Annotated in this window: 20 protein-coding genes and 2 riboswitches; of the genes, 10 read left to right on the top strand and 10 right to left on the bottom strand. The window is 46.2% G+C overall.

Annotated features, from left to right (window positions below):
- Positions 1-8 precede the first annotated feature (8 nt).
- Entirely contained in the window at positions 9-833 is an 825-nt protein-coding gene (locus tag MHB46_RS20780) for an MIP/aquaporin family protein (protein ID WP_341163283.1), read from the bottom strand.
- A gap of 317 nt (positions 834-1,150) precedes the next feature.
- Here MHB46_RS20780 and MHB46_RS20775 point away from each other — a divergent pair, with 317 nt between their 5' ends.
- Entirely contained in the window at positions 1,151-2,629 is a 1,479-nt protein-coding gene (locus MHB46_RS20775; RefSeq protein WP_341163282.1) for a PTS transporter subunit EIIC, read from the top strand.
- A 119-nt stretch (positions 2,630-2,748) separates the two neighbouring features.
- On the opposite strand, the gene MHB46_RS20770 is transcribed toward MHB46_RS20775, so the two are convergent.
- The 7 genes from MHB46_RS20770 to MHB46_RS20740 all read right to left on the bottom strand — a co-directional run bounded on the left by MHB46_RS20770 (position 2,749) and on the right by MHB46_RS20740 (position 9,891).
- Positions 2,749-3,888, bottom strand: coding sequence for an acyltransferase family protein (locus MHB46_RS20770; protein ID WP_341163281.1), 1,140 nt, complete (start codon positions 3,886-3,888; stop codon positions 2,749-2,751).
- Between the two features lie 87 nt (positions 3,889-3,975).
- The gene (locus MHB46_RS20765) at positions 3,976-4,596 is read right to left on the bottom strand and encodes a malonate decarboxylase holo-ACP synthase (RefSeq protein ID WP_341163280.1); all 621 of its coding nucleotides are present in this window, start codon (positions 4,594-4,596) and stop codon (positions 3,976-3,978) included.
- On the bottom strand, positions 4,590-6,263 hold the full coding sequence (gene mdcD, locus MHB46_RS20760; protein ID WP_341163279.1) for a biotin-independent malonate decarboxylase subunit beta: 1,674 nt from the start codon (positions 6,261-6,263) through the stop codon (positions 4,590-4,592). Before mdcD ends, MHB46_RS20765 begins: the two co-directional genes overlap by 7 nt.
- On the bottom strand, positions 6,253-6,552 hold the full coding sequence (locus tag MHB46_RS20755; protein WP_103050141.1) for a malonate decarboxylase subunit delta: 300 nt from the start codon (positions 6,550-6,552) through the stop codon (positions 6,253-6,255). Before MHB46_RS20755 ends, mdcD begins: the two co-directional genes overlap by 11 nt.
- 27 nt (positions 6,553-6,579) lie before the next feature.
- Positions 6,580-7,404 carry a triphosphoribosyl-dephospho-CoA synthase gene (locus MHB46_RS20750; protein WP_341163778.1) on the bottom strand — a complete coding sequence of 275 codons (825 nt, stop codon included), beginning with the start codon at positions 7,402-7,404 and terminating at the stop codon, positions 6,580-6,582.
- 4 nt (positions 7,405-7,408) lie between these two features.
- Positions 7,409-9,055 (bottom strand): malonate decarboxylase subunit alpha, encoded by a 1,647-nt coding sequence (gene mdcA, locus MHB46_RS20745; RefSeq protein ID WP_341163278.1) that lies wholly within the window; start codon positions 9,053-9,055, stop codon positions 7,409-7,411.
- Entirely contained in the window at positions 9,052-9,891 is an 840-nt protein-coding gene (locus MHB46_RS20740) for an ACP S-malonyltransferase (RefSeq protein ID WP_341163277.1), read from the bottom strand. Before MHB46_RS20740 ends, mdcA begins: the two co-directional genes overlap by 4 nt.
- Before the next feature lie 198 nt (positions 9,892-10,089).
- Between MHB46_RS20740 and MHB46_RS20735 the strand changes: the two genes are divergently transcribed.
- The 5 genes from MHB46_RS20735 (at position 10,090) to MHB46_RS20715 (ending at position 15,554) form a co-directional block, all read left to right on the top strand.
- Entirely contained in the window at positions 10,090-10,962 is an 873-nt protein-coding gene (locus tag MHB46_RS20735; RefSeq protein ID WP_341163276.1) for a LysR family transcriptional regulator, read from the top strand.
- A gap of 229 nt (positions 10,963-11,191) precedes the next feature.
- Positions 11,192-12,475 carry an ABC transporter substrate-binding protein gene (locus tag MHB46_RS20730; RefSeq protein WP_341163275.1) on the top strand — a complete coding sequence of 428 codons (1,284 nt, stop codon included), beginning with the start codon at positions 11,192-11,194 and terminating at the stop codon, positions 12,473-12,475.
- A gap of 32 nt (positions 12,476-12,507) precedes the next feature.
- Complete coding sequence (locus MHB46_RS20725; protein ID WP_165179212.1) at positions 12,508-13,383, top strand: carbohydrate ABC transporter permease; 876 nt, start codon at positions 12,508-12,510, stop codon at positions 13,381-13,383.
- Between the two features lie 22 nt (positions 13,384-13,405).
- A complete protein-coding gene (locus MHB46_RS20720; RefSeq protein WP_023989996.1) occupies positions 13,406-14,233 on the top strand; it encodes a carbohydrate ABC transporter permease in 828 nt (275 codons plus the stop codon).
- Between the two features lie 148 nt (positions 14,234-14,381).
- Entirely contained in the window at positions 14,382-15,554 is a 1,173-nt protein-coding gene (locus MHB46_RS20715; protein WP_341163274.1) for an iron-containing alcohol dehydrogenase, read from the top strand.
- A 57-nt stretch (positions 15,555-15,611) separates the two neighbouring features.
- Here MHB46_RS20715 and MHB46_RS20710 read toward each other — a convergent pair whose 3' ends face one another.
- Together MHB46_RS20710 and MHB46_RS20705 are read right to left on the bottom strand one after the other, a co-directional pair.
- Positions 15,612-17,030, bottom strand: a complete 1,419-nt coding sequence (locus tag MHB46_RS20710; protein WP_341163273.1) for an alanine/glycine:cation symporter family protein — start codon at positions 17,028-17,030, stop codon at positions 15,612-15,614.
- A gap of 159 nt (positions 17,031-17,189) precedes the next feature.
- A riboswitch (glycine riboswitch) is annotated at positions 17,190-17,284 on the bottom strand.
- 18 nt (positions 17,285-17,302) lie between these two features.
- Positions 17,303-17,379, bottom strand: a riboswitch (glycine riboswitch).
- A 168-nt stretch (positions 17,380-17,547) separates the two neighbouring features.
- A complete protein-coding gene (locus tag MHB46_RS20705) occupies positions 17,548-19,005 on the bottom strand; it encodes a glycoside hydrolase family 1 protein (RefSeq protein ID WP_341163272.1) in 1,458 nt (485 codons plus the stop codon).
- Positions 19,006-19,220: 215 nt separating this feature from the next.
- Between MHB46_RS20705 and MHB46_RS20700 the strand changes: the two genes are divergently transcribed.
- The 4 genes from MHB46_RS20700 to MHB46_RS20685 all read left to right on the top strand — a co-directional run bounded on the left by MHB46_RS20700 (position 19,221) and on the right by MHB46_RS20685 (position 24,010).
- Complete coding sequence (locus MHB46_RS20700) at positions 19,221-20,192, top strand: LacI family DNA-binding transcriptional regulator (protein WP_341163271.1); 972 nt, start codon at positions 19,221-19,223, stop codon at positions 20,190-20,192.
- A 233-nt stretch (positions 20,193-20,425) separates the two neighbouring features.
- A complete protein-coding gene (gene licT / locus MHB46_RS20695; RefSeq protein WP_341163270.1) occupies positions 20,426-21,268 on the top strand; it encodes a BglG family transcription antiterminator LicT in 843 nt (280 codons plus the stop codon).
- Between the two features lie 231 nt (positions 21,269-21,499).
- Positions 21,500-23,356: a beta-glucoside-specific PTS transporter subunit IIABC gene (locus tag MHB46_RS20690; RefSeq protein WP_341163269.1), complete on the top strand. Its 1,857-nt coding sequence runs from the start codon at positions 21,500-21,502 to the stop codon at positions 23,354-23,356.
- Positions 23,357-23,494: 138 nt separating this feature from the next.
- Positions 23,495-24,010 (top strand): thioredoxin family protein, encoded by a 516-nt coding sequence (locus tag MHB46_RS20685; protein ID WP_341163268.1) that lies wholly within the window; start codon positions 23,495-23,497, stop codon positions 24,008-24,010.
- Positions 24,011-24,025 lie beyond the last annotated feature (15 nt).

Here is a 24,025-nt window from a genome sequence, read left to right as displayed (position 1 = left end):
CATCGTTTTTACGCTGTAAGTTTGTGATCCATTTTATGATTTTTATAAGTTTGACTCATACGGAAGGTAAACAAGAGTACAACCACGATGACCCCTAGCAAAATCCAGAAAGCCGGAGTCACACTCCCCTTAAAAACAGCCTGATAAAATGGCCCTGCGAAAGATCCCCCCAATAGCGGTCCTATAACGGGCACCCATGCATATTTCCAGTTGGACGCCCCCTTACCGGGAATCGGTAGTAAATAATGCATCAGACGCGGCCCAAAATCCCTCGCTGGATTGATGGCATAGCCCGTTGTGCCTCCAAGGGATAAACCGATACTGACAACTAAAAAACCAACAATCAGCGGTTTCAGGCCGTCTGTAAATGAATTGGCGCCAAACGACAGTAAAGCAAGAACAAAGATGAAAGTACCTATCATTTCACTAAGCACGTTGCCAAACGGATGATCAATAGCTGGTCCTGTCGCGAATACACTGAGTTTGGCTGCTGTGTCCTCCGTCTCTTTCCAGTGGGGCCAATAATGCAAAATAACGATCACTGCACCTGCCATAGCTCCAAGAAGCTGAGCCACAATATAGCCGGGAACATCTTGCCATGGAAAACTACCCTGAAATGCCAACGCCAGTGTAACTGCCGGATTCAAATGCGCTCCGCTGATTTGACCCACTGCATACACCGCAATAGCTACCGCGAGCCCCCAACCCATTCCGACCACAATCCAGCCGGAAGCGTGGGCAAATGACTTTTTCAGGGATACCCCTGCGCACACTCCGCCACCTAGGGCAATAAGAATCATTGTCCCTATGAATTCGGCTGCGTATGGCGACATACAACCTACCTCCTCAATAGATCATCCGATTTTGATCGCTTTCATCGCACAAAAAAAGAAAAGCCATCACAAACCAACCCTGTGCTGTACCATGGGATGTCTGCGTGGCTCTCTTGTCTCCGTCACGATTATTAACTTAAATTTGATACTATATAAGCATGTAAGCGATGTCAACTGCGGATTTACGTCTTTTCATAGCTTAAAATAATCGTTGACCATGTTAGATTCTCCGATTTATGATGTAAAAAAATGGTTTAATGTGAGGATTTCAGGATGAATACGACACTCCCAAACTCGATGAAGAAGGGAAGAATGTTATGCTGAAATTTCTGCAAAAAATCGGCAAGTCGTTAATGCTTCCAGTAGCCACTCTACCCGCTGCAGGGATCTTGCAAGGATTAGCTCTGATTAATTATGAAACGGATATACCACTTGGTCCCGGAGTTGGCGGATTTCTGAATCATTATGTCACACCTTTTCTGAACGAGGGGGCGGGGGCCATCTTCGGTAACCTTGCGCTCATTTTCTCCATTGGTGTTGCCATTGGTCTGGCAGGCGACGCAGTAGCCGCATTATCGGCAGTCATTGCCTATATGGTGCTGACCCGTATTTTGGCGGCAGTGCCGGGTATATTTGCATATATTCCAGACGACGTCAAGCTGGACATGGGCGTATTGGGTGGTATTTTTATCGGTGGATGGTCTGCTTTTCTGTTTAAAAAATATCATAATATTCAGCTCCCGGATTGGCTTGGCTTCTTCTCAGGCAAACGCTTTGTCCCCATGATCACCGCCTTCACGACCATGATTCTGGCCATTCTGCTCGGTATGATCTGGAGTCCGATACAAGATGGGATTGCAGCCTTCGGCAACTGGATTGTCGGCTTTGGTGGAATTGGGTCGATGGTATTCATGGTTGCGAATCGGCTGCTGATCCCGCTCGGTTTGCATCATGTGTTGAACTCGATCGCGTGGTTTCAAATTGGTGACTACACCAATGCTGCAGGTGAGGTTGTTCATGGTGACCTGACGCGTTTCTTCGCAGGCGATAAATCGGCAGGTATGTTCATGTCCGGCTTCTTCCCCATTATGATGTTCGCTCTGCCGGCAGCGGCCCTCGCATTCATTCATACAGCCAAACCGGAAAAACGTAAAGCAATCGCTTCCATCTTCATCGGTTCTGCGGTGGCATCATTCCTGACTGGAATTACCGAACCCCTCGAATTTTCATTTATGTTCATTGCACCATTGCTTTACGGCGTTCATGCTCTGCTGACAGGACTGAGTGGCCTAGTCGTGTATCTCCTGGATGTCAAACTCGGTTTTTCTTTTTCAGCAGGACTCATTGACTATCTGGTCAATATGAAGCTCTCCACCCACCCATTGCGAATGATCCCAGTCGGGCTTGCCTTTGCCGGCGTGTATTACTTCCTGTTCCGATTCATCATTCTCAAATTCAACCTAAAAACTCCTGGGCGTGAAGACGATGTAGAAGACAGTCTCCTGTCTGAGGCTAACGAATCTGTACCCAATGGAAAGGCAAGCACCACATCCAACACTCAGTCCAGTCAGGCAGGCAAGGTACTAACCTACCTCGGCGGTTCAGACAATATCCAAAGCATTGATGCCTGCATCACGCGGCTGCGTCTTGTCGTCAAAGACGACAAAGCGGTTAACGATCAAGCTCTCAAGCAGCTCGGAGCGTCGGGAATCATCAGGCTTGGTAATGGTACCCTGCAGGTTATTTTCGGGACTCGGTCCGAAATTCTGAAAGATGAAATACAGCGGCTGATGTAAGTAAAAGGGTATCTCTTCAATCATCGAGATACCCTTTTGGGTTGCCGTCAATCTGCCAATAACTTAGGTACACCTAAATTGTAGTATAATATATACGTTGTTACATGTACTATTTTCTTTTAGGTACTTATCTTAGATTGGTGCTGTGCGCTCTTTTTTTGTTTCAACAATAACCATTCACGACATACCTTTACCTTTATCTGCGCAAAGGCATAGACGACGCCGAAGGAGCAGGCCACAGTCGTCAGATAAACCAAAAGCAACGCTACAAATAAAGGAAGCTGACTTACCAAGTCACCGACCAAGCGCAGCACGATGACCAGAATGAATACGTTCGCTGTAAAGGCCCTGTACGCATAAGTAGAGAACCATTTGTAATAGGGAAGTGAACGGGAATTTACGCTGATCAAATGTCTTGCCAGCATGTAAATCAGGAAAATCACTACCAAACTGTACAAGGTCATGGACGGCTTCAGATAAATCAGATTGCCAAATGACATATGCTTGAATCCAAAGCTGAAAAATTCGCGATTTATCCAAATGAGAATAAGTAGCATCACCGGAATGAGTATGAACTGAATCCGTCGAAGCACCCCGTCAAATTTTCCCTTGAACACCCAAGCGATTCCGCCTAGTAGAGCATATATAAAATAGCTGACGAAAAAGCGGTCAAGGTATAGCAAACTGGACGCATAAGCTCCATGGAATACATAGGTATGATACATCCATACCCAGGCGCCGAAGATTATAAAGCTCACAATAAGCAACGGAATGACCCGTAAAGGCTTAGCCAGGTACTTATAGCAGACGAAAATAATGACTGGCATCAGTAATTGAAATTGCAGCATCATCACTGTGTACCAATATTGCGGTGATGAATTACCGAGCACATAAGACTCAATGAGCGTCCAAAACGAAGTAACGTGTTGATTAACCTGTATGTGCGGGAAGAAGAGCAAGCTGGCTGACGCCCACAGAAAATAAGGAATCACGAGCTCGCTGAATTTTTCCTTGTAAAAATGTGATACCCTGGTATGCTGATTATTCATCACCATTCCATACACGATGGCAAAAATAAAGACTGGCGCGGTATATTTCACTAAATTATAAATAACGCCTAGTAAGGCCAGATCCGTGTTAGTGTGGGCATACTTCAGTAACATGCCCAGCACGCTTTGCAGGATCGCTCCGCTGACGGCAAACACCTTTAAGATGTCGCTTTCATTAATATTAACTTTTGGGCCGGTAGTGTTTTCCATAATACGCACTTCCCCTTTGAGAGCTTATGTTGGCTTACGTCAAATGGTCGTGCATTCCTCCCTTTTGCCGTTGGTATAGTACATCCATCATTGCCAAGGATTGCGGACGAGCTTCGGACCTGAAGAAGTTCGCAGCACCACGGTGCTGGTCCGTCGCTCAAGGATCTCGCGCAGGACGTAGGCGCCGCCCTTCACCTCCAATTGAATATCGATTCGAACATCCAACTGCTCCAGCTTGCGCAAGAGGCCTTCAGCTGTAGAATAATCAATAGTCTCAGAACCATCTATTACGAGATCAAGATCACTAGTTGCCTTCACAGCGGGGTATCCTGTCGCTATTTCGAATCCCGCACTTCCCGCTGGCCCCCAGCGCCAATCTGCCATCATTTCTGCTAGCAAGTCCATCAACTGAAGAACAGGCTGTTGTCGTCTCTCTGTGGACAAGGAGTTCCACATCTGATGTTTCGCTATCGCGTAGGGAGACACGATCTGGCACACCCCCTTCGGGTCCAGAAATGCAGCTTCCCGTTGATTCCGTTCCTGTCCACGTACTCCGACGGGAATATAACCATCCGCCGACGGATCAGATCGGCGAACGACCACAAAGGGGGTCCGCCTCAGCGAGGCGGTTACCCACTCCTTGTCTTCATTTAAGGAGAGATATTTCAAATTGGACACTTCAATCAGATCATGTGGATGGATTACCATTGCTCCAAAAGCGCATCTCGAACGCTACGGGTTGCAGTCCGCCCGCCCGCCATAGCTTCCTTGGTCTGCAATCGGAAGCTAAGGTCACGGGGCGCTCCTTTCGTACTCTCGATAGCCTCGGAAACGGTCTTTTCCACGATGGCTACATCGCTGCTCTGTGGATCGTCTGCATGGATACCGCTCAGCATCTGATATAATGCCCCCAGAGTACTGTAGCTACGAACGTCGTAGGCCATAGCTGGAACCTTCTTGGTAGCTTCATCAAGCTCGGCAATCGTCCGCTTGGTAATTCGAGCAGCAGAAGCCTTGGACATGGCCTGAATATTGACCTTGCTGTCATCCAGTGCGATCAAACGATTCGATTGCAGCCCATGCGCGAGGAAGCCTCCGGAAATCGCGTTACCGACAATCACACCGATGACTGGATGACCTTCTAATCTAGCGGTTGCGTAAGCATCTGCACTTGCAGCCAGTGCAAGACTGATACCGACCATTTCTTCCTTATAGCCATAGGCTTGACTCGGTACATCAATGATGGCAATGATCGGACGTTTGGTTTCTTTTTTCTCATCTTGACGGATTGCGTCTCTGATGATTTGAGCCACCGTCCAGCCTTCAAGCATACCAACCTCGCCGTTTCTGACACGCGGGAATCGGTTGGAGGCATCCGGAACAATGGCGACATATCTGCACAATTGCCCGTTCTTTTCCACGTCGACCGCAAGTACTGAAGGAACATCGCTGACCGGGTGAGCAATGCCCGTCAAGCGGGAGAACCAGCGATAACCTCTACTGTCCGACATGTCGGTTGCGCCCTCTTTTGCCAGCGGGACAGGCTGCTTCACAGGCTGTATCTGCTTGTAAAATTCGCGATAACGATCAGGTGTCCAAGGTTCTGTAGGATCAAGATTTTTCAACAGGGTCAGATAGAAATCGATTTGCTCTGTTTTAGCAGGCTTCGCCGGTGCCTTGAGCGCAGTATCAATCGCTTCGATAACTGCATCCGTCGTATCTTCCACCATTTCGTCAATCAATCCGGTTTGGAAGCGCTGGTTGGCTCCGATTGTGTTCCAAATTAAGGCTTTGTCGCTTGAATCGAACTCCATAACCCCTGCTTCCTGCTCAATGACCTCCGGCCCGTTCAGACCGAGGCGCGCTTTCTTCGTAGCAATCAGAGTGGTAAACAATTCTGCAGTAATGGACATTCCCCCAAATGCCCCTACGCGGCCCGGGATCAATCCGATAACAGAAACGTATTTACGCAGGGCAACGATCTGGGTGGCAACCTCCGAAATCGACAACAACCCATAGTTCGCTTCCTGTAGCCGAACGCCTCCTGTATCGAAGATCATGACGGGATATAGTTTGTTCCCTCTCTTATTCTCTTCCAGTGCCAGTTCGAGCGCTCCGGAAATTTTGGCCCCGCTGACTTCTCCAATCCCCCCTCCTTGAAAAGCGCCTTCCATCGAAATGATCAAGACCTTCTGTTTGTGTATTTCGCCAAGAGCCAGAATGATCCCGTCATCGCTCTGAGGAACAATGCCTTGCGGCTCTAGATGGGGGGATTGGATTTTGTCCAACGGCCCAAGTATCTCACGGAAAGTCCCTTCGTCCAGCAGCGCTTTAGCTCTCTCGCGTCCATTCAGCTCCACAAAACTATTCTGCATAATCCAGCACCTCCAGCACTTGCGTAAATCTAAGCATTACTACACCCGGAGTAGCTCCGAAGTCATGAACTGTAATATTAGCAGTAATTGAATAACGGTTAAAAAAACGGGTCAGAACATTCTCCCATACTTGTCCAAATCCTTCACTGCCTGTTAAAATGCTGACGTTGGTGGTCTGGCCTTTTACAGGCTCTACAATAATCTCCAAATCTCCCGAACCGACAACACCGATATGTGCCGGCTTACAGATGGGCTTCGTAGTCTGGTATTGAAACTGTAATTTTTCCATCCTTCAGAAACACCTCCAATTAAAGTATCAATCGATTAGAAATAATGTGGCAGCTAGCAAATCGGCACTGCCTCCGGGTGAGAGTTGTCTAACATTACAATACTCGGACAAGCGGTAGAGCAGCTTTCTGCCCGACTGGGTTCTTAATCCATCTGCTGCAAGGAAGGCTGCGGCCATACTCTGAATCGCCATCAGATCCGTCAACTGACCGCGGTGTAGGATGCAGGTATCATCCACACATGCCACCAAGGCCAATAAAGCTTCTAAGCGTGCTTCGACCTCTGTCTTCCCACAAGCCCTGGCGCGCAGCAAAGCAGGTAAAGCTTCGTCCCGGATGTGCGGAAAGCCTAGCTTCGCTTCTTCCTCTGCCCCCACTACCGCGTATTTCTTCTTAACCGTTCGTCCATTCGTCTGCTGCATCGGACGGTATCGGTCATGGAACGATGCGATTCTTCCTGCAATGCTCATAATCTGATGTGGGTCCCGCTCCCTTGGAAAGGCTGCCCGTGCACTGGTTAAAAGCCCAAGGGCCCAAATGGCACCCTTATGTGTATTGACACCGTTCGTTGCACTGAGCATCACCTTCTCGCCCTCCCGCCCGATTAGAGCGATCTGCTCACGCAAAGTCTGGTCCACCGGGTGAAGGTATGACACAATGGCTATTTCCCGAAACGTATCCTCCAATACTCTCGCGGATGCAAGCATTAGCTCGATGGACATATCTGTATGAGAGCCATTGTCTCTGGCATCGACAAGTCCAGGCTTGGGCGTAAGAAGAGCCTCTTCCATCAGTGCCTTTACAGCTTTGGTAGCCAGAGAAGCCGCGAAAGCTGAATGCTTCATCGTGAGCATGGCTTTAAGACCAGCTCCGGAATTTAGCCGGCGGATCATACAATCCGTCTGACCAATCTACGAGATCGTTAATCGTCTGTGCTGCCAGCAGCGAGCGTTTGGCTTGTCTGCGCATGATCCCAAGATCCTCCGGATAGGCCACGATCCCTCTGTCACGCAGCAGGCTTACATCGCTCTCATTGCTTTCCATCCCTAAAGGCGTTACGCCTCCGATTGCCGCGAGCGCCTTCTTTCTCTCCTCTATGCTGTCCGTCTTGTAGAGGTATGCAATGCCTTCCTCGGTAAGGACGTGGGTGACATCATCCCCGTAAATCATGACTGGCGTAATGGCGAGACCAGATTCATCCTTCACCTTGATGGCATCTAGCGAATCTACAAATACTGGCTTTTTGTTGGCACCGTATGTTTCAACCATCTGAACGACCAATTTCCGGCCTTTGGAGAGTTCCGTCGGGCGCTCGATCATGTCAAGCCAGGCAGGAGTCGCATGTCGCCGCCCCCGAGGATCATGCCCCATATTCGGCGCTCCTCCAAAACCGGACAATCTGCCGGAAGTAACGGTAGACGAATTACCTGCACAGTCCATTTGTAGCGTTGATCCGATAAACATATCTACAGCGAACTGGCCTGCAACCTGACACATCGCGCGGTTGGAGCGCATAGATCCGTCCTTGCCGACGAAGAACACATCTGAACGAGCCGCAATGTATTTCTCCATGCCGACCTCGCCTCCAAAGCTGTGAATGCTTTCGACCCAACCCGATTCAATCGCCGGAATCAAAGTTGGGTGCGGATTCAGGGCCCAGTGCTTGGCAATCTTCCCTTTCAGGCCAAGCTGTTCACCATAGGTCGGCAGCAAAAGCTCAATCGCTGCAGTATTAAAGCCAATGCCGTGATTAAGCGACTGCACCTGATGTTTTCCATAAATACCCTTGATCGCCATCATGCCCATCAGGATTTGCAGTTCAGTAATATTCTGCGGATCACGGGTAAACAGTGCTTCCAGTGCGTACGGTTTTTCGGCCTGTACAATGACGTCGACCCAGGACGCTGGAATATCGGTTCGCGGTAGCTCATCCACGATTTCGTTAACCTGCACGATTACGATCCCATCCTTGAAAGCCGCCGCTTCCACGATCGTCGGAGTTTCTTCCGTATTGTTTCCGGTATACAGATTGCCCTCGCGATCTGATTTGTCTGCCGCTACCAGCACCACATCTGGAATAAGGTCAATGAAGAGACGTCCGAACAATTCCAAATACGTATGGATGTCACCGAGCTTAAGTATCCCGTCATCAATCATTTGCGCAACACGCAGGCTTTGGGAGCCACTGTAGGAGAAGTCCAGCTTCCCGGCGATGCCCTTCTCGAAAATATCCAAATGTTCGGGTCTTGAAATGCTGGACATAATCATATGCAAATCATGCACTTTGCCAGGATCGACTTCCAGCAGCTTCTGGGAAAGGAAAGACGCTTGCTTCTGGTTATCTCCTTCCAGGACGACCTTCGCGCCTGGATCAATTAGCGCCTCCATCAGGTCGACAATTCGGGAGGAGTCGATGTATTTTCCGTCGAGCCACTTTTCCACCTTTCCTAACTTTTCCTGCTTTTTATCACGTTTTTGTGACCAGGATCGCAGTACTTTATTCATTCTTCTTGCTCCTTCCATTTTCTAATCAGATACTGAGTCGCTTCCAGACCGATTTCGTCCACGGCCATTTGCCGGGTACTCTTGTGGGCTTGCTTAACAAGTCTGGAAAGAGTATGGCCCGGCGGCATTTCAATGAAACAGTCAGCTCCCGATTCGACGCAGACAGCCGCCATATCCATCCACTGGACGGGATTTGCTACGTTTAGGGCAAGGTCCTCCGCAATTTTTTCCTTGGCTTTCGTCTTTCTGCCCGTATGATTCACCAAATATGGTATTTGAGCGTCCCGCAAAGAAAAAGTGTGTATTTTCAGCAATAGCTTATTGGCTACCTCTGACATCAGCGGGGAGTGTGAAGGAATCGGAACCTTCAGAAGCGCCGTTTTAGCGCTCCCAAGCTCTTTCACTTGCATAAATGCTTTATTTAACCCTACCAATGATCCGGATACGACGATTTGTTGCTCTGAGTTTATATTCGAGAGATAGACTGGCGTCGCCTCACTATGGGAGAGAAGCACGGCTTGTTGAACCTCTGCCTTCGTAAGCCCCATAATCACACCCATTCCATAGCCTTCAGGGAAGGCTTCTTCCATCAACCTGGCACGGAGCCATACGATCCGAAGCGCATCCTCGAACGAAAGAACTCCCGCGATGACCGCCGCAGGAAATGCACCAATGGAGTGCCCTGCCACGAATTGGGGCCGGATACCCTGCTCGATCAACCGATAGGCTATTGCCGTCTCCTTAACGAAGAGTGCCGTCTGAATCCAGACCGTTGAGCCCATAGCCTTCTCATCATCACGCAGTTCATTTCCGATGATACTTGTTGCCTTTTTCACATACTCGGGCACATCTTGGAGCATTCCAGGAACCTGTGACCCCTGGCCGGGAAATGTAAAAACGATGTTCAGAATCTCACCACCTTTAGCGGATTCAATTTCTTACATTGTCAATTGTAATAAGTGAGCAAATACCTGTAAAATATATATATTCACATATAATCGATAACCTAATGGTTATAAAGGAGCTACTCCATAATGGATTATTTGCAGCTTAAGTATTTTCAAGTGACCTCGAAGTATGAACATGTCACACGTGCCGCGAACGAATTGTTTATCTCACAGCCTGCCTTAAGTAAAATGATTAGAAACCTGGAGACAGAATTGGGTGTGCAGCTATTTGACCGCGAAGGAAAACATATCGTACTGAATGAATATGGAAAGAAATTTCTGAAAAGAGTGAATCAGTCGCTCTCAGCGCTAGAGCAAGGCGTATCCGAAGTCAAAGAAATGAAGAACGAAAAGGTAGAGGTCATCACGTTATACGTCGCCGTTGGCTCTATGCTATTACCCAACCTTGTCGGTAAGTTTCGCGATCTCTACCCTCAAATTAGATTCAACCTGACCCAGCACCCTGCGATGGTGAAGAAAGGACTGGCGTACGATTTTGCGATTACGTCCGAAGAGTTGGCAGACAACGAGCATGCGATCCTGCTGGAGGAGGAAATTTTGCTTGGCGTACCAAATTCTCACCCTCTGAGCGCTCAGAACACCGTATTACTGAAAGATCTAGAGCATGAGAAGTTTATCAGCCTTACACCTGGTAATTCGCTTAGGAAAACAACGGACCGCTTTTTTACTCATATCCCTTTTGAACCGAACATCGTCTTTGAAAGTGATGATCCGGCTACGGTAAGAGGGTTGATTCAAACAGGACTTGGCATCTCCTTTATTCCTTCTATCCTGTGGAGGAACGTCGTAACCGAAGACATCAAGCTGCTTCAAATCAGGGAGCCTCGATGTATGCGAACAATCTATCTGTCCTATCCTGCTGGGGAACTGCACACTGATATAGAGAAATCGTTCTTCGAATTCATCATTGAATTTTTCCAGGATATTGCTCAGCATTGACGATTTAGATTCCTTTTGACATAATATCTGCCTTATTGTTTTATCATCCTTCGAATCAGTAGGATCAATATCTTTATAGTATTTAATTTCTATACATGCTTTGTTTCAATTTTTTTGTTTTTGGTTAAGTCAATGCACATAAATGGGTAACAGCTTCATATGATGGAGCTAAACCATTTACAACTTGTTTAGCAGGCAGATTATCTCAGACAGCAAGGAGGGAAATGATGTGAAGACAGTACAATGGCTGGTATTATGTCTTGCTTTTCTCACGATGTTCAGTGCTTGTAGTGAACCCTCGTCCTCTGAAAGTCAATCATCTGAAACTAATTTGTCAAACAGAAAAAAGATAACGCTTACATTATGGTACTGGAACCGTTCCATTGACGATGAACTACTCGCTCAGGCGGAAAAACAATTTCCCAACATTGAATTAAAAACTCAAAAAATAGGCGGTGACTTCAAAGCCAAACTGAAGACAACGCTCGCAGCCCGTTCCGGTGAACCAGACATCGTAGCTCTGAACGATTGGATGGTGGAGCTGTTCCCCAGTGCGGATCGTTTTTATGACTTAAGGGAACTCGGAGCAGACCGCTTGAAGGATCAATATTTGGAATGGAAATGGAATCAAGGGATCACTCCTGATGGTAAAATGATTGCATTTCCCATGGATACTGGGCCTACCGCCCTCTTCTATCGAAGTGATCTGTTTGAACAAGCAGGCTTGCCTAGTGATCCTGAAAAGGTTAGTGCCTCCATCCGCACATGGGATGATTACATGGCAGCCGGAGAACAACTTCAGCAGAAATTCGGAAGCCGTTCATTTTTGGCTGATAATATTGTAAACGTTTACAATCAGGTACTCGCTCAGCACACAAACCTTTACTTCAAGCCGGATGGCAGCTATATCGGCAATCAATCTCCTGACATCCGTCTGGGCTGGAAAACCGCTGTCGATTTCCACAAGAAGCATCTGCTCGCCAATGCGGATGGCTGGACTCCCGAATGGAACGCTTCGGTCAATAACGGCAAAATTGCCTCTTTTGTAGGGGCTATCTGGATGAAGCAAGTTCTCACAGAGGCCGCGCCGGATACAGCGGGCAAATGGAGAGTCGCCCGTGCTCCTGGAGGAGACGGCAACTTGGGTGGTTCTTTCATTTCTATCCTCAAGTCCAGCAAACATCCCAAAGAAGCCTTTGAAGTCCTGACCTGGCTGCAAAACCCGGAACACCAGCTGGAAGCCTACCACAAAATCGGACTGTTCCCGTCCACTCCCGGCGTCTATAACGATCCTATCATGGGGACACCCGAGCCTTTCTTTGGTGGTCAGGCCACCGGACTCATCTTTGCCACCTCCGCACGTCATGTGAAAAGCAGCTATTTCGGCGAGCGCTATCCTGTCATCCACGGCATTGTGACCCGTCGCCTTGCTAATGTCGCCAAGCAGGATGCTAATCCTGATGCATTATGGACGGAAACCATGGATCGAATCGAACGAGAATTACAGCGGTAAAAAACAAAATTCAAAAAAGGCGTGTGGACATTATGCTGAGAGAAATCTGGAAGCACCGTGCCGTTTATGCTGCGATCTCGCCGTTTTATCTGCTGTTTGGCATCTTTGGACTGTTTCCGATTGGCTTTTCATTATATCTAGCGTTTCACAAATGGGACGGGATCGGGGACATGACCTACAACGGCTGGGGCAACTTTCGCTACCTTGTGACAGACAATGAATTTTGGCAGGCTGTAGGCAACACCTTTGTGATCTGGGTGTATGCAACGATTCCGATGCTATTCTTCGCACTGATTATTGCCTTTCTGCTTTATGCCCCTTTTGTGAAAATGCGCACCTTATGGCGAGTTGGATTCTTCCTGCCCAATGTGACGTCTATTGTGGCTGTTGCCATCATATTTGGTGCCTTATTTGCCAACAATTTTGGATTTCTCAACTACCTTCTGCAACTCTTGGGACTACCCATGGTTCAATGGTTGAATGTGCCATGGGGTATCCAAATTGCCATTTCTTCTATGGTCGTATGGAGATGGATGGGCTATAACGCAATCATCTATTTGGCCGGACTCCAGAGTATTCCGCATGTGCTGTATGAGGCCGCCAAAATAGACGGGGCAACCGGAGCGCAAGCTTTTTTCCGCATCACTATCCCCATGCTGCGCCCAGTCATTCTGTTTACAGTCATTACGTCCACCATCGGCGGTATGCAGCTCTTCACCGAGCCACAGGTCCTGGTCGGTAATGACGGCGGTTCCGGGGCAAGTGGCATGACCATCGTTTTATACCTGTACCGCGAGTCGTTCATTAACAACTATTTTGGATATGGTGCAGCCGTCGGATGGGGCATGTTCCTCATCATTGCTCTATTCTCCATCATAAACTGGAAACTCGTTCAAGGTAAAAAATAACGATGGGAAGGAGCTTCACAACATGATGCAGACACGCGCAAAATCCTTTGTTTTATATGCCGGATTGTTGGTGGGAATCATCCTGTCGATGTTTCCATTTTACTGGCTGATCGTCATGGCAACCCGTACAACCTCAGACATCTATCGTTTTCCACCGCAATTGTGGTTTGGCAGCCACTTCTTGGATAACATAACGAGAGTATTACAACAGATTAATTTTGCCGGAGCCTTTTTTAATACCCTTTTTGTAGCCGGTTCGGTTACCCTATTAGTTCTGTTTTTCGATTCACTGGCAGGTTTTGCATTCGCCAAGTTTGATTTTCCGGGCAAAAAAGTGCTATTTATCGTTCTGCTAGCTACGATGATGGTCCCTTCACAACTTTCGCTTGTCCCCTCCTTTGTCATGATGGCCTCCTTTGGATGGGTAGGTACGTTCAAAGCGCTTATCATCCCGGGGATGGTAAATGCCTTCGGCATTTTCTGGATTCGTCAATATGCGGAAGAATCCATCCCAAAGGAGCTGCTGGATGCGGGCCGGATGGACGGATGCAGCTTTTTTCGACTGTACTTGAATGTAGCACTGCCTATTCTACGTCCTGCGTTCGCTTTTCTCGGCGCCTTTACCTTTATAGGAGCCTGGAATGATTATTTATGGCCGCTAATCGTCTTAACGGATGAGCGTAAATTCACGCTCCAGATTGCACTGTCACAATTGAACGGGATTTACAATACGGATTATGCGATGGTCATTGCGGGCACCCTGCTGGCTGTACTGCCACTTATTATTTTGTTTCTTTTCATTAGTCGCCAGTTTATTTCCGATCTTGCCGCTGGAGCGGTCAAAGATTAGATTTACTTGAATTCCCTTATTCATTTCATGTATAATGGTTAATCGTCATTTCAAATAGCTTACATGATGAAGTTAGGTATCCAACAGGCAATCAGGTTAAGCGATTTACGATTTGAACATGAACTATGAACTGAGGGGAACTTTCCAGATGAACAAATTCACATATTATAACCCCACCAAATTAATATTTGGAGACAATCAAATTGAAGAACTGCAGCAGGAGCTGCTGAATTACGGCAAAAATATTTTACTGATATACGGAGGCGGAAGTGTCAAGCGAAATGGTCTGTATGACCAGGTATTAAACGCGTTAGAGCCGCTACATCTTAACATTCATGAATTGTCCGGCGTAGAGCCGAATCCGCGCTTGTCCACCGTTAAGAAGGGCATCGACATTTGCCGAAATGAAAACATCGACTTCTTACTTGCAGTAGGCGGCGGAAGCGTTATTGATTGCACCAAAGCCATCGCAGCAGGGGCTAAATATGACGGCGATGTGTGGGATATTATCAACAAAAAGCACATGCCGACCGAGGCTCTACCATTCGGCACCATCCTCACACTCGCCGCCACCGGTTCAGAAATGAATCCGGATTCTGTCATCACCAACTGGGAAACGAACGAAAAATACGTATGGGGCAGCGCGGTGACGCATCCGAAATTTTCGATTCTGGACCCCAAAAACACCTTCTCTGTGCCACGTGATCAGACGGTATATGGCATGGTGGATATGATGAGCCATGTGTTTGAACAGTATTTTCACAATGTTAAAAATACACCGTTGCAAGATCGTATGTGCTTTTCCGTGCTGCAAACCGTGATCGAAACTGCACCTAAACTGCTGGAGGATTTGCACAACTACGAGCATCGTGAAACGATTTTATATGCCGGAACGATTGCTCTTAACGGAACACTGCAAATGGGCTACTTCGGGGATTGGGCTTCGCATACGATTGAACATGCATTATCCGCTGTATATGATATTCCTCATGCTGGCGGTCTGGCAATTCTGTTTCCCAACTGGATGAGACATACAGTGGATCAGGATGCTGCACGCATGAAGCGGCTGATGCTCAGCATGTTTGACTTAGACACCGTAGGTAAAACAGATAGAGAAATCGCCTTGGAAGGTATTGACCGTCTTAGTGCATTCTGGACAAGTCTCGGTGCCCCTTCCACCCTGGCCGATTACAATATTAATGATGAGCAATTGGAAAAAATCGCAAACATTGCAGCCCGTGAAATGGAATACGGAGGCTTTGGTAATTATAAAAAGCTAAATCAAGAAGATATTTTAGCTATTTTGCGTGCATCGTTATAACATTCAAAAGGGAGTGTCCTCAAGCCTGTGATGGCTGAGGGCACTCCCTTTTGGAATTTATGAATTAACCGTGTGTCCCTTTTCTTCTACTTGAATAGCTGCCCCTACACTGGCACCTGCAAGAATGCCCTTTTTCTTACTAGAATTCAGAGAATCCATATAGGTTCGGGTTTCTGCAACTACAATTCCTGATAAGCCGAGCAGTGCAATCAGGTTCGGGAAAGCCATCATTGCGTTAAAGATATCTGCCAGCAGCCAAATCGCATCCAGTTTAATGAACGCGCCCCCGGCAACGAGTAGAATGAACAGATAACGGTATGGCTTAATCCACTTGACCCCAAGCAAGTATTCAACACAGCGTTCCCCGTAATAGTTCCAGCCGAGCATGGTGGTGAACGCGAACATAATCAGAATAATTGTGAGCAGTTCTGCCCCCAGCGGGAATGCGCTGGAAAATGCTTGCTGAGTCATCAGGCCCGCATCGGTAGGCCCGCTCCACACACCGCTAACCAGCAGCGTCAATCCGGTCATCACACAAATAACCATCGTATCAATAAACACGCCTGTCATGGAAATTAGCCCTTGCTCCGCAGGCCATTTGGTTTTAGCAGCTGCGGCTGCAATCGGTGCGCTCCCCAATCCGGCCTCATTGGCAAAAATACCTCTGGCTACCCCACTTCGCATCGCCAGCATAATCGTAGCTCCGGCAAATCCGCCCGTTGCAGATGTAGTTGAAAATGCCGAATGAAGCACCAGCGCGATTGCGGCAGGAAGTTGGTCAGCAAACCGAATCAGTACGATGAGACAGATCAGTACGTACAAGCCTGTTTTAAAAGGAACGACCTTCGTCGATACCTTGGCAATGCTTTTGAGTCCTCCAATGGTAACCAGTCCTGTAAGGATCGCAATAATCAGTGCCGTTACAATAGGCGGAACGCCAAAGCTGTTCTCGGTCGAAGATACAATCGCTTTGACCTGCGGAAACGTTCCAATCCCGAACAACGCTACCAGCATGCCCGAAAAAGCAAACAGCATCGCCAGCGGTTTAAAACGGCGTCCAAGACCTTTCTCAATATAATACATCGGGCCGCCGGAAAATTGTCCATTCCGATCTTTCACCCGGTATTTTACCGCAAGTACACCTTCCGCATATTTTGTCGCCATCCCAAAAAAGGCGGCAACGACCATCCAGAACAAGGCACCCGGCCCGCCCAGCTTAATGGCTGTTGCTACGCCGACAATACTTCCTGTGCCAACTGTAGCCGCCAACGCTGTACTCAAAGCCGCAAAACTACTTACATCCCCGCTGCCTTCATTCGGGGCTTTACCGATCAGCTTGATCGCTAGGGGCAGGCGGAATACCTGCAGCATCTTCAAACGTATGGTCAGCCATAACCCCGTTCCCATGACAAGAATGATGAGAGGCGCCCCCCATATCCAGCTACTAATCGCTTCTAACACATGTACCAAATTCATTTCAACCCGCTCCTCCAGCATATTAGAAAACAAAAAAGAGTCAAATCCGCTGATTCGACTCCTGGAGAGGTTAAAGGCACGAAAAAATACAACCATCTTGTGCAGGTTTCTACCTCTAATAGCTCATAAAAAAGCCTAGGGCATTCCCTGTCACAGGTTATTCGCGTCTCTGTCCTTTTGCCTGAGAGTTTAAGCAGATGTTCTCTGCGGTGCACCTTCGGCGCCCAATTAAGGGTCTCTCCAGAGTTCTGTCCGTTTACGGTCCCCGCTTGTTGCTGTAATCAGCCTAAGCACCTGAGAGTTTTGCCCCTTCGGTCGGAACCTTCGTTCCATCTCCCGCAAACATCAACCAGACATATGAAATTTTTATTCATTATACAGAAAACTTTCAGCTTATTACAAGTGAAAAGTTTGTGAAGCCCTCTGAAATATTATTATTGTGTCTATCAAAAAAGCGGGTACAGCAGATTGCATCCTTAGGATGTCCTCTGCTATACCCGCCCGAGATGATATGAAATTACAATTCTTCACCATTGGTTGCTATCACATTTTTATACCAGTTAAAAGAGTCCTTTTTGGAGCGTTTGAGCGTTCCGTTACCGTCATCATCCAGATCGACGTAAATAAATCCGTAGCGCTTGGACATTTCGGAAGTAGACATGCTCACAAGGTCGATAGGGCCCCAGCTGGTGTAACCAATCAGATCAACACCGTCGGCAATCGCTTCCTTCATTTGGGCAATATGCTGACGCAAGTAATCAATGCGATACGTGTCATGCACAGAGCCGTCTTCTTCCACCTTATCATACGCACCCAAACCATTTTCCACGATGAACAGCGGCTTTTTATAGCGGTCATAAAACGTATTCAGCGTAACACGCAGGCCGATCGGATCGATCTGCCAGCCCCAGTCGGAGGACTGCAGATACGGATTTTTCACGCCACCAATCAGGTTTCCTGCTGCTTTCTCACCTTCTGGACCTGCAGATACGGTCAAGGTCATATAGTAGCTGAATGAGATAAAATCAACCGTATTATTTTTCAATATTTCGGCATCGCCTGGTTCTGTGTGTATTACAACATTATTTTCTTCAAAATAACGATTCATGTAGTTGGAATATTCCCCACGGGCATGCACATCCGTAAAGAACAGGTTCATCTGATTTTCATGCTGGGCTTTCAGTATATCCTCTGGGTTACACGTATGTGGATAGCTTTCCATACGTGCCAGCATACAGCCGATCTGAGCGCCCGGGATGATCTCATGTCCCCGTTTGGTCGCCAGTGCACTAGCTACAAATTGATGATGCAATGCTTGATATATCGCTTGTTGTTTGTTTTCTACACGGTCAATAACCACACCGCCACCGGTGAACGGGCTCATGGTCATTACATTGATTTCATTAAAGGTCAGCCAGTATTTTACTTTATCCTTATAGCGTGTAAACACCGTTTCGGCATAATTTACGTAATGCTGTATGACTTCACGTCCCAGCCAGCCATTATACTTCTGAGTCAGACCTAGCGGTGTTTCATAATGCGACAATGTTACCAAGGGCTCAATATTATACTTGCGCAGCTCATCAAATACATTGTCGTAGAATTGCAATCCTGCTTCATTCGGCTCGGCATCATAGCCATTCGGGAAAATCCGCGACCAGTGGATGGACATACGAAATACTTTAAAGCCCATTTCAGCGAACAATGCAATATCTTCTTTGTAATGGTGGTAAAAGTCTACACCTTCACGCTTTGGAAAACGTGCATTGACTTTGCCTGCCAAAATGTCTTCGAGTCGTTCGGACGAAATCTCTATAGCGTGATCGTTCTTGCGCTCTGCTTTGGGTACATAGGCAACCATGTCTGCGCTGGACAATCCTTTTCCATCTACGTCAAAAGCGCCTTCCAATTGGTTGGCTGCGGTTGCCCCGCCCCACAAGAAGTTTTTCGGAAACCCTTTTAGCGTCTTCGTCATAGTATAAAACCTCTTTCCGTATTTAAGATTTTTACTTTGGTCAAGTCATCCCATCAAGTGCTGCAAATATGAATCAATACCTAACGATAACCGTTCTCCTTTGAAATGCATTGACAGATACTTTAAAATAAACGTAATGCCTTCATAAGCATCCTAATCGTTGTAACGCGTTTCATGTCAAGAATTTATTTTTTTCTTATGTGAGGAGAAGCACCATGTCGAATCTTGATCAAATTGCAAAACTGGCGGGCTTTTCCAAAGCTACGGTATCCAGAGTATTAAATCAGTCCCCCCATGTTAGTCACGAAACAAGAGCTAAAATTTTGAAAATCATGCAGGAATTAGATTATGTTCCTAATCGAAATGCCATTTCTCTATCCAAGGGTCAGACGCTTCAGATCGGTATCATTACTTCAACTATTAATGAAATTGTTCTCGCTTTTCTGGACAGCTTTGTGGAAGTAGCGGGCCAATATGAATTTCAAACCATTATTTATACTTCGGGAGAAGACAAAAAGAAAGAGCTTCAAGCTTTTGAGGACTTAAAAAGAAAAAGAGTCGATGCGCTGGTCATCATTTCCTGCGTGAATGACACTGATTTTTTGAGCACCTATTGCAAATATGGCCCGATCGTGTCGTGGCAACGAATGGAGCATACCGATATTCGCTCCGTCGCTATGGATCAGTATGAAGGATATATGTTAGCGCTCAAACATTTGATACAAAAAGGCTATACTCGTATAGCCAATGCTTTTGGCCGTCCGAGCAGCATCAATACCCATAGTAGACAACGAGCCTACGAACAGATCATGAGTGAGCACAATCTGCCAGTGTTGCAACACTGGAATCACTCTTCTATTTATAATATCCGTGATGGCGAACAGGTCGTACGGGATTTGTTACAGCATCGGGACGAATTCCCAGAGGCTATTTTATGTGCTAATGATTATGTAGCAGTGGGCATTCTCTGCGAAGCACGCAGACAAAAACTGAACGTACCGGAAGATCTGGCAATTGTTGGATTCGATAACACGGAGCTGGCGCATACGCTGGGGATTACAACGATTCAAAATCCTATCATGGCTCAAGCACAAAATGCCTTTTTCATGCTTTCCCCTCAGCTGATTGGACGCCAAATGAAGCTTCATTCGCTAGAGTACAGCCTCATTGAACGTACGACTACATAAGGTAACGATTTACTTGCAAATTAGGCAAAAGGGCCTTGATATGAAATATTTTTTGTCGAAACAGAATAAAATATGTTGAAATCGCTTTTTTTTGTGCTACAATAGCACTATATCGAAGGATTGTGACCGGTGATGCGGGCAATGCCTGAGTTCAATTGAGTGCTATTGCTAACAATAGTATTGAATTGTGCTTAGGCATTTTTTATTGGTAAAGGATGGGAGGGGGAACTTCAATGATTATTGAGAAGGTGCTCAATAACAACGTCCTATTGACTAAAAACGATAAAGGCAAAGAGGTCATCGTGATGGGAAGAGGTATTTCCTTCAAAAAGGTGGCTGGTGATCAAGTCGATGATGATAAAATAGATAAGATTTTCATGTTAAATGAAAACGAGTTCACGGCCAAACTAACCGAGTTGCTGAACGATATTCCTGTATCTCATCTGGAGGTCGTGAATGAAATCGTAAAGCATGCAACGGAAGTGTTGGATACGGAGTTAAGCGATAATATTTATTTAACGTTGACCGACCATATTCATTTTGCCATACAACGGCAAGAAAAAGGACTGGCACTCCAAAACGCGATGCTGTATGAAATTAAACGCTTTTACAAAAAAGAATTTGCAGTTGGACTGGATGCTCTCCAAAAAATTGAAAATACGCTCGGAGTAAAATTGGGCGAAGATGAAGCGGGATTTATTGCATTGCATATGGTGAATGCACGAATCGACGGTAACGAAATGAAATCTACGCTGAAAATGACTGAGATCGTCCAACATATCTTGAACATTATTACGTACCATTACGGGATTGTGCTGGATGAGTCTTCTTTTAGCTATTCGAGATTTTTGACACATTTGCAATATTTTGCGATGCGAGTGATTCGCAAAGAAGTCATTCACAGTGGCGAAGAATTTTTGTACAACCAGGTGAAGCAGACGTATACCGAAGCTTTTGCTTGTGCCCAAAAGATCAATGAGTATCTGGAAAAAACATACGATCAATATTTAAGCAAGGATGAATACGTATATCTAACTATCCATATTCATCGGGTAACTGAGCGTAATAACATATAAGACTAACAACTTCATACCCCTCATCGTTCATGGATTGTGACTGGTAAGGCAGGCAAAACCTAAACTGATGGTGAAATCGACGTTCCTCTATAGGAGAGTGCGTAGTTTTCACCACGAGTTTAGGTTTTTCTTGTTTACGAGTTTAAAAAGATGCACGCCGGCGCATCTTAGCAACAGATGTAAACAGTAAACCCTATCAGTAGCAAGAATAACCCATAAGGAGTTCTGAATATGAGTGATAAAGAACTATCTAAAAAAATAGTGACCCTCGTTGGTGGCGAAGAGAATGTCAATTCGGTATTCCATTGCGCTACACGCTTGAGATTTAAATTAAATGATCGTACAAAAGCAGACAAAGCCGCACTGGAAGCAACCCCTGGTGTCATTACAGTAGTGGAAAACAGCGGCCAGTTTCAAGTGGTCATCGGCAACAATGTAGGTCAAGTGTTTGAGCATATGATGGCAGAAACAAATTTACAGGATGCAGATAATCCAAATGCGAAAAAGGAAGATTCTTCCGAAAAAACGAATTTTCTTGGCAAAGCGGTCGATATCATTTCCAGCATTTTTTCTCCCATTCTCGGTGCTCTTGCCGGGGCGGGTTTGCTTAAAGGACTACTGGCGTTAATTTTATCTTTTCAATGGATTAATGATAAAAGCGGTACGTACCTGATCCTAAGTGCAGCTTCCGACAGTGTTTTCTATTTTCTACCTGTGTTTTTGGCTATTACATCGTCCCGTAAATTTAAGACAAACACCTTTGTATCGGTGGCAATCGCCGGAGCTCTGGTCTATCCAGCAGTTATAGCGGCGGTAAGCAATCCAGAAAGATTGGCGTTTCTAGGTATTCCGATCATTCTGATTAATTACAGTTCCAGTGTCATTCCAATTATTCTTGCGGTCTGGGTTCAGTCCTATGTGGAGCGCTGGTTCAATTCCTTTATCCATCAATCGGTTAAAAACATTATCGTGCCGATGCTTTCGCTCTTGGTCGTTATTCCGTTAACATTTCTGGCCTTTGGTCCAGTAGGTAACCTGATCAGTCAGGGCTTGGCAAACGGTTTTACATGGGTATACAACTTAAGTCCATTGATCGCTGGGGCTGTTGCCGGGGCATTTTGGCAAGTATTTGTTATTTTCGGCGTACACTGGGGCTTCGTTCCGGTCATGCTGTCGAATATTGCAACATTGGGCTATGACACGATGCTTCCGATGCTTACAGCAGCCGTACTTTCTCAGGCTGGTGCAACATTGGGGGTATTCCTGAAATCCCGGAACACTCAGATGAAGGCTTTGGCAGGTTCCTCTACACTGGCGGCTATTTTCGGGATTACAGAACCAACAATTTATGGCATAACTTTAAAATTGAAAAAACCGTTCATTTATGCTTGTATTTCCGGGGCAATCGGCGGGGCGATTATCGCTTCTGGCGGAGCGCACGCACAATCCTTTGCATTACCGGGTCTACTGGCGTTGCCGACTTATTTCGGACCTGGATTCTTGTGGGTAGTCATCGGTTTGCTCGTTGCCTTTGTACTCGCAGTTGTGTTGGTTATGATTTTGGGCTTTGAAGATCCAAAAGAAGAAACTGCAAAAACAGAAGCTGCACCCGTAAAGAAAGAAGTGGCAATCGAGAAGGAAATTCTCGTAAGCCCACTGCAAGGTAAAGTATTGCCTTTGGAACAATCTTCTGATGTTGCTTTTGCTTCAGGTGCTATGGGGAAAGGAATCCTCATTGATCCTACAGAGGGTGTGCTGACATCTCCTGTCAATGGAACGATTACGACAGTATTCCCGACCGGACATGCAATCGGTATTACTTCCAATGACGGAGCAGAAATTCTGATTCACGTGGGTGTGAATACAGTGAAGCTGAAAGGACAATTCTTTGACAAGCGCGTCAAGGAAGGCGATATGGTTAAGCAAGGACAATTGTTGCTTGAATTTGATATCGAGCAAATTAAGGCGGCAGGCTATACTACAGCTACACCAATTATCGTAACAAATTCCGCTCAATACCTGGATGTGTTGAACACAATGGAAACTGAAGTGAAGCGTGAGGATTACTTGTTGACTGTTGTGGTCTAACGTTTTAACTATCAGACTAAAGAAGCTTTCCCAACAATGGAAAGCTTCTTTTTTTATACATAATGAGACAAGTGTTACAGCTAAAAATGGAAATATCATTTACTGTAAGTGTAAGATTGTAAAAAAAGGAGGATTTCTGTGAAAAAAGGATATATCGCCGGGTTAAGTGTCATTGTATTACTTATCATTGGTATCGCTATTTCAGCTGTAGCTAAATTTCAAGACCTGGAGCAGGTTGTTCAACAAAAAGACAAAGAAATCCAAGCGAGCAAAAGCAATTACCCGGAAATATATGACCACTTGAATGCGGTTACAGTTGATGGTTTTAAGCGTTTGATTCAACAGGATCAAAGTGTATTTGTCTATGTCGGCAGACCGAGTTGTGGCGACTGCAATCGGTTTGAGCCTAACTTTAACAAGATGATTGAGCAGTATAATCTAGGCTCTAAAATTACTTTTTTGAACGTTCACAAAATCCATAAGGACAAGTCCCAATGGAATAAATTCAAAGAGGATTACAACGTTAAATACACCCCCACCATTGCAGAATTCAGAAACGGCAAACTGGTTGATAAAATAGAATGGACACCTAAAAGAGACCTCAGTACGGACGCCGTAAAAGAGTGGCTGACTTCCAAGAAAATTATTTTATAAGTCTCTTTTCTATTC

The sequence above is a fragment of the Paenibacillus sp. FSL H7-0703 genome (assembly GCF_038003485.1).
Classification (GTDB): Bacteria; Bacillota; Bacilli; order Paenibacillales; family Paenibacillaceae; genus Paenibacillus; species Paenibacillus polymyxa_B.
Note: the sequence above shows the minus strand (reverse complement) of the source record. Positions and strands in the feature narration are given on the sequence as shown.

What these genes read in the sequence shown, in the direction of transcription:
- MHB46_RS20765 (WP_341163280.1), bottom strand. Translation starts at nt 4,596, where the DNA reads ATGGTAATCCATCCACATGATCTGATTGAAGTGTCCAATTTGAAATAT.
- MHB46_RS20705 (WP_341163272.1), bottom strand. Translation starts at nt 19,005, where the DNA reads ATGACGAAGACGCTAAAAGGGTTTCCGAAAAACTTCTTGTGGGGCGGG.
- MHB46_RS20735 (WP_341163276.1), top strand. Translation starts at nt 10,090, where the DNA reads ATGGATTATTTGCAGCTTAAGTATTTTCAAGTGACCTCGAAGTATGAA.
- MHB46_RS20700 (WP_341163271.1), top strand. Translation starts at nt 19,221, where the DNA reads ATGTCGAATCTTGATCAAATTGCAAAACTGGCGGGCTTTTCCAAAGCT.
- MHB46_RS20780 (WP_341163283.1), bottom strand. Translation starts at nt 833, where the DNA reads ATGTCGCCATACGCAGCCGAATTCATAGGGACAATGATTCTTATTGCC.
- MHB46_RS20690 (WP_341163269.1), top strand. Translation starts at nt 21,500, where the DNA reads ATGAGTGATAAAGAACTATCTAAAAAAATAGTGACCCTCGTTGGTGGC.
- mdcA (WP_341163278.1), bottom strand. Translation starts at nt 9,055, where the DNA reads ATGAATAAAGTACTGCGATCCTGGTCACAAAAACGTGATAAAAAGCAG.
- MHB46_RS20715 (WP_341163274.1), top strand. Translation starts at nt 14,382, where the DNA reads ATGAACAAATTCACATATTATAACCCCACCAAATTAATATTTGGAGAC.
- MHB46_RS20775 (WP_341163282.1), top strand. Translation starts at nt 1,151, where the DNA reads ATGCTGAAATTTCTGCAAAAAATCGGCAAGTCGTTAATGCTTCCAGTA.
- mdcD (WP_341163279.1), bottom strand. Translation starts at nt 6,263, where the DNA reads ATGCAGAATAGTTTTGTGGAGCTGAATGGACGCGAGAGAGCTAAAGCG.
- licT (WP_341163270.1), top strand. Translation starts at nt 20,426, where the DNA reads ATGATTATTGAGAAGGTGCTCAATAACAACGTCCTATTGACTAAAAAC.
- MHB46_RS20720 (WP_023989996.1), top strand. Translation starts at nt 13,406, where the DNA reads ATGATGCAGACACGCGCAAAATCCTTTGTTTTATATGCCGGATTGTTG.
- MHB46_RS20710 (WP_341163273.1), bottom strand. Translation starts at nt 17,030, where the DNA reads ATGAATTTGGTACATGTGTTAGAAGCGATTAGTAGCTGGATATGGGGG.
- MHB46_RS20770 (WP_341163281.1), bottom strand. Translation starts at nt 3,888, where the DNA reads ATGGAAAACACTACCGGCCCAAAAGTTAATATTAATGAAAGCGACATC.
- MHB46_RS20725 (WP_165179212.1), top strand. Translation starts at nt 12,508, where the DNA reads ATGCTGAGAGAAATCTGGAAGCACCGTGCCGTTTATGCTGCGATCTCG.
- MHB46_RS20755 (WP_103050141.1), bottom strand. Translation starts at nt 6,552, where the DNA reads ATGGAAAAATTACAGTTTCAATACCAGACTACGAAGCCCATCTGTAAG.
- MHB46_RS20750 (WP_341163778.1), bottom strand. Translation starts at nt 7,404, where the DNA reads ATGCTCACGATGAAGCATTCAGCTTTCGCGGCTTCTCTGGCTACCAAA.